The sequence below is a fragment of the Okeania sp. SIO2B9 genome, assembly GCF_010672505.1.
GTDB lineage: Bacteria > Cyanobacteriota > Cyanobacteriia > Cyanobacteriales > Microcoleaceae > Okeania > Okeania hirsuta.
In genome coordinates, this window is sequence record NZ_JAAHGK010000415.1 from 1 (window position 1) to 5,623 (window position 5,623).

General features: G+C 40.2%; 4 protein-coding genes. 1 reads left to right on the forward strand and 3 read right to left on the reverse strand.

What is annotated here, in order from left to right:
- Positions 1-46: 46 nt before the first annotated feature.
- Entirely contained in the window at positions 47-1,594 is a 1,548-nt protein-coding gene (gene guaA / locus F6K13_RS15780) for a glutamine-hydrolyzing GMP synthase (protein ID WP_124144332.1), read from the reverse strand.
- Positions 1,595-2,560: 966 nt separating this feature from the next.
- Positions 2,561-3,721: a cobalt-precorrin-5B (C(1))-methyltransferase CbiD gene (gene cbiD, locus F6K13_RS15785; protein WP_124144326.1), complete on the reverse strand. Its 1,161-nt coding sequence runs from the start codon at positions 3,719-3,721 to the stop codon at positions 2,561-2,563.
- Positions 3,722-3,873: 152 nt separating this feature from the next.
- Between cbiD and F6K13_RS15790 the strand changes: the two genes are divergently transcribed.
- Positions 3,874-4,458 carry a GNAT family N-acetyltransferase gene (locus tag F6K13_RS15790; protein WP_287287816.1) on the forward strand — a complete coding sequence of 195 codons (585 nt, stop codon included), beginning with the start codon at positions 3,874-3,876 and terminating at the stop codon, positions 4,456-4,458.
- Positions 4,459-5,379: 921 nt separating this feature from the next.
- Here F6K13_RS15790 and F6K13_RS15795 read toward each other — a convergent pair.
- Positions 5,380-5,623, reverse strand: a 244-nt coding sequence (locus tag F6K13_RS15795) for a biliverdin-producing heme oxygenase (RefSeq protein ID WP_287287817.1), incomplete at its 5' end; no start/stop codon positions are given.

A 5,623-nucleotide genomic window follows, 5' to 3' on the forward strand; every position in this document is an offset into this window, starting at 1 on the left:
TGTTGGGTTAAGCGGGAGTGCAACCCAACCTACAGTGCAGACTATATTACTCCCACTCAATAGTACCAGGAGGCTTAGAAGTGATATCATACACCACTCGGTTAACTCCCTTAACCTCATTCACAATGCGGTTAGAAATACTTTCCAACAGATCGTAAGGAACACGAGACCAGTCAGCAGTCATTCCATCCTCACTAGAAACAAACCGCAAAACAATAGGGTAAGCATAAGTACGTTGGTCTCCCATTACCCCTACACTGCGAATAGGTAACAACACCGCAAACGCTTGCCAAAAATCGTGATACATCCCTTGTTGTTTGATTTCGTCACGCACAACAAAGTCAGCATCTCGCAAAATTTTCAACCGTTTATCTGTAACTTCTCCTAAAATCCGAATTGCTAACCCTGGACCGGGAAAAGGATGTCGTCGCACGATTTCTTCTGGTAAACCTATGGAGCGAGCTAATTTTCTCACTTCATCTTTAAATAGCTTGCGCAAAGGTTCTACTAACTTAAATCTTAAATCTTTTGGCAGACCACCGACATTGTGATGACTCTTGATTTTAACTGCTACTCGCTCACCCGTTTTAGGGTCAACGTTGGTGTCAGCAGATTCAATCACGTCTGGATAAAGAGTACCTTGAGCCAGATAATCAAAAGGCCCTAAACGTTTTGACTCTTCTTCAAATACTTGAATAAACTCATGGCCAATTAATTTGCGTTTTTGTTCTGGGTCTGTGACTCCTTTGAGTTTAGCCAAGAAGCGCTCGCGAGCATTTACATACTCAACTGATATATGAAAAGATTCTTGAAATATTTTCACCAAGTTTTCTGGTTCATACTTCCGCATAAACCCTTGGTCAATAAACATACAAGTTAATTTATCCCCGATCGCTCGATGCAGCAAAAATGCTAAAGTTGAAGAGTCAACTCCTCCAGACAATGCTAATAATACTCGTTTATCCCCTACCTTAGCTCTAATTTCTCGAATCGCTTCTTCTACAAAAGCTTCTGTCGTCCAAGTTGGTTCACACTTACAAATATGGTAGACAAAATTCCGAATCAACGCTTGACCACCAAGGGAGTGAACTACCTCTGGGTGAAACTGTGTCCCGTATAGCTTTTTCTCATGGTGAGCGATCGCTGCACAGGGAGTATTATCCGTATGAGCTAATACTTCAAAACCTGAGGGCATTTTTGTCACAGCATCTCCATGACTCATCCACATAATTGTACCCTCTTCCACATTAGTCAGTAAATCTGTGGGGTTATCTATAGATAAAGATGCTTTGCCATATTCAGCTAATTGAGCGCGTTGAACTTCACCCCCTAATTGCTGTACCATTAACTGCATACCGTAACACACGCCCAAAATTGGTATTCCCAACTGCCAAATTTCGGGATCGCAATGAGGTGCCACTTGATCGTAAACTGAGTTAGGGCCTCCAGAAAGAATAATTCCCTTGGGATTGAGAGTTACCAGTTTTTCAGCAGTTGTCCGATAAGAAATAACTTCTGAGTATACTTGAGTTTCGCGAATCCGGCGGGCAATTAGTTCTGAATATTGAGAACCGAAGTCCAGAATCACGATCATCTGACGGTTAAACTGAGTGGAGGAATCAGAAATTTTTTCTGTCTGTCTTGTTAGAGTCACGGTTAATGTGCTATGATATTTTACTTGTGAGGTTGATTTTCCTGAGTTTTAAGTTGTCAGCCCGAGCTTATAAGCTATAAATATATGTTTTTTGTGAGGAAAATTTCTTTCTCCACACTTTTTGTATCAAACTAAATTTTTCCTACTGCCACAAAAGGTTTATACTTGGATTGAATGGTAACCTAAAAACTAACAGGCTAACTAAAAACTAACAGGCTAAATTGATTAATTATCAATAGGGATCGCTCTTCCTAGCGAATTATTAATCAAGGCTAGTTCTATTAAAAATGTTTTGGTATTCTGACTAAAGAATGAGCGTCTACTTCTAAACCAGTTGCTCACTCTAGCTAGTTATGAAATTTACCAATTTATTTTAATTTTCCCCCGCGCCTGATCCACTATCCACTATTGTTTATTTTTCCTACAATACGCTACAGCGCTTTTGCTGATTGCTCAACCACATCGTCATAACCAAAACCCTGTAGGGGGAAATGGCCATTCCCTCTGTAGTCTACCGAAATGAAAACCGCTGTAACTCTAGCTGAGGGTATTCCTATTGACACTCTCGCCGTTAAATAAGAGCTATTATAACGGGAGATTCTTGTTTTGCTGACGCAACGCTATACGAACATAGATTCTTAACTAGATAACAAATCAAACTAGTCGAGTTGCACCCCCGTCAGACCATCTCCACAAGCTTTTTCTTGCTCCGTCTGTACGCTAAGGAAACTTCCGCCCAGGAGGTGCCCTTTTATCGTGCCGTGTGCCCCACGGCTATTGATAAAATTATAACGCCAAAAATATGCGTGCGTATTGCTCAATTATTTTTCTGGTTGAAATTCAGGGGCTGTGTGCATGGGTTTCCCGCGCAATTTATACGCCCCGTCTCACTGTTAAATCTCGCGATTATAACGGGAGTCTTTTTTCAACATTTTTAATAGAATAACAAATTTTTGCAAAAAGTGTATCGGCAACTTCAGTTTTTAAGAAAATTTGGCGATCGCGGTCAAATAACATCGAACCTACTTGGACCTGTTTTTGACTATGATTAAAAATATAAGCTTGACTACGTTCCTCTATACGGGAGGCGATCGCCCCATAGACTAGACCCACCCAATTCTTTTCATTATCTTTATCTAAACTCCGTAGGATTTTCAAGGCCGCCTCGGCAGTAGTACAAGCAAAAATTTTTTGTAGCACAGGAGTGGGCAAACCTATATTTGCGCAGTGAGCTGTTAAAATTTCTAATCGTCCGTCAGCTAGATGGTGATGAGTATGAAAAATTCCACCAGCCAACTTAATTAATTTGCCATGATAGCCTAATAATAAAATAGACTCTAATCCAGCAATAGCAGCAGCTACTAACATTGGGCCTAACCAGTTAGCCGTTTTAATAGTCTGCTGTGGTGGTATTCCCATTTTCCTCGCTAGGTCTAAACCATTTTCTCCCACACAAAACACCAAACAATTAAACTGTGCTGCCTTTTGTTGTAACTCATCCCGATAAGCATCAAGTTGCCCAGGCACACTTAAAGGTTGAGAAACCCCGGTAGTGCCTAACAAAGAAAGACCTTCAACTATACCAAAAGCAGAATTAGAAGTCCGAGTTGCTAATTGACGACCTTCTGGTAAAATGATGGAGACTTTAATTTGTTCATTTTGGTTGAGCAAGGGTGGAAGATTTTCTTGCAGCAGTCGTCGCGCATAACTATATATAGCTGCTTCCCCAGAATGAATATTATGTCCAATTCCTGCTCCACCTATAATTACAATTTGTTCTGAAGCCTCTGTAGGGGAAACTTTGGCCAATTCTATCATAGCCCACACAGGAGTATTGCGAGTTAGGTCGAGATTATTACCGGGGTCAGAACGGGTAATAGCTAAGGCAGTATTATTTTTCAGTAAAGCTACCTGTTCGATAAGAATATCGACAATTTTTGCTGGTTCTAGTAAATTAATTGATACGGTAGGCAAAGACGAGATATTTTGACGTACCCAACGGAGTGCAGCTACAGCAGCAGCACAAGCAAATACAGGTAGAGTATATCCAGCATGAGGTTCAGTCATCAGTTATCAGTTAAGCGAGCTATTGGGACTTAAATAAAATAGAACCGAAAAACAGTCTCAAATATAGACTAGCAGAGTCTTTTACGTCAACAAGATATAAATCCTGAACAACCACGGGTTCTAGACATTTTTAGAACATTGACGTAATTATATTGTTTTGCAGTACAGTCATTTTATACAAAATGTTGTACCCCAACTGCGATGTACTTACAAGTTTATACTTCAAGAAAGGTTACTTACGCATGATTAAAATCCGCCGTTTTCAGGAGCAAGATTGGCCAAGAATTTGGGCGATTGTCAAGCCAGTATTTCGAGCTGGCGAGACCTATACCTTCCCCACCGATATTCCTGAGCAGGATGCCTTTCATGTCTGGATTGAGGTGCCAGAGGCAACCTACGTTGCTGAAGATGATTCAGGGTTGATATTGGGCACCTACTACCTCAAGCCTAATCAGCCTGGCCAGGGGTCTCATGTATGCAACTGCGGATATGTGGTCAGGGAAGCGACTCGTGGCAAAGGGGTCGCCTCTGCTATGTGTGAGCATTCTCAGAAGGAAGCGGTGGAGCTTGGTTTCCACGCTATGCAGTACAACCTTGTTGTATCCATTAATACTGGTGCTGTTCGTCTTTGGCAAAAGCATGGCTTTGATATCATCGGTACACTTCCCGAAGCATTCAAACATCCTAAGGAAGGATTTGTTGATGCTTATGTCATGTACAAGAAACTTGAAACATAACAAGTTGCTGTAGTGGACTCAAAGAATCCACATCACTGAGCTTTAGCGTTATAGAGCTTGAAAGTGATTCCTTGTGAAAGACATATTGTATGGAAGCCTATTTTATCTCTAATACACATCCCCAATAATCAAAAGTAAAATCAATTATTATCCAGAAATCATCAATTACTCCCCTCCTGGGAGGGGTTATGGGTGGGTTCCCTGTTCCCTATTGCCTGTTCCCTGTTCCCTCTTTTCTGGAGATGTCTAATGAGGAATAAGAAGGATTTGACATTTATCTGTGGCAGTAAAGTTATCTTAAGACTTAGATAAATTGAGAGTGAATAGCTGATGGAAAAGTTTGCAGATATTCAAAGCTTGCTAAAAGAGTATTGTGATTGAGAATTTCCAGCTTCAATAGCGTGAAAAACTGCTACACATTCTTGAGATTAACTATAATCAGGACTTACGCAAAAAATGAAATTATACCAATCGCACTTATTATCATTTTCTTTGTGGGTTTAATACCCCACCGTCAACTGGAGTGTTCAAAATTACTTGGGGGAGGGTAGACGCGGAGCGGCAGGTCGTTGACTATCCCCATGTAATTTTCCTCCTGTCTCCTGTCTCCTGTCTCCTGTCTCCTTCTTCAATTGAACACATTCTTTTTTCACGCTTGGTATTACATTACCAGTTTAACTACTACAACAATTAAAAGTGGAAAAGAAGAAAGAGGGAAGAAAAAAAAAGGAAAACAATATTACTAATCTAAAGATACTAACTAAACCAGATTTAGTCTGAGATTCCTTTCCATGCTCCTCTTCAAAAGCAAAATGTTGGAGACTTGGTGACTGCTTTACAGCCATCAAACCCCCAACATTTTAAATACAACTTAAAAGTATTCTTTCTACTTAGATAGAAATATTAACCAATTAACCGTTATTATTCAGCAGCAGTAGCTAACTCTGTACTTCCTGAACTACGTTTTCTAGTTAAAGTATTGAACAACAAGATACCGATCGCCTTAATTAAATTACCTTCTAGTTCATTGAACATTTTCATGTTCATGTCAAAAGCAGCATTCGCCTCATTAACCATTCTATCTGCTGTTGCCTGATCGATGGGTAAATCATTCATCCTCTGACGATACATATTCTTAAATGCCTTCTCATCAGAAATTTCTGGG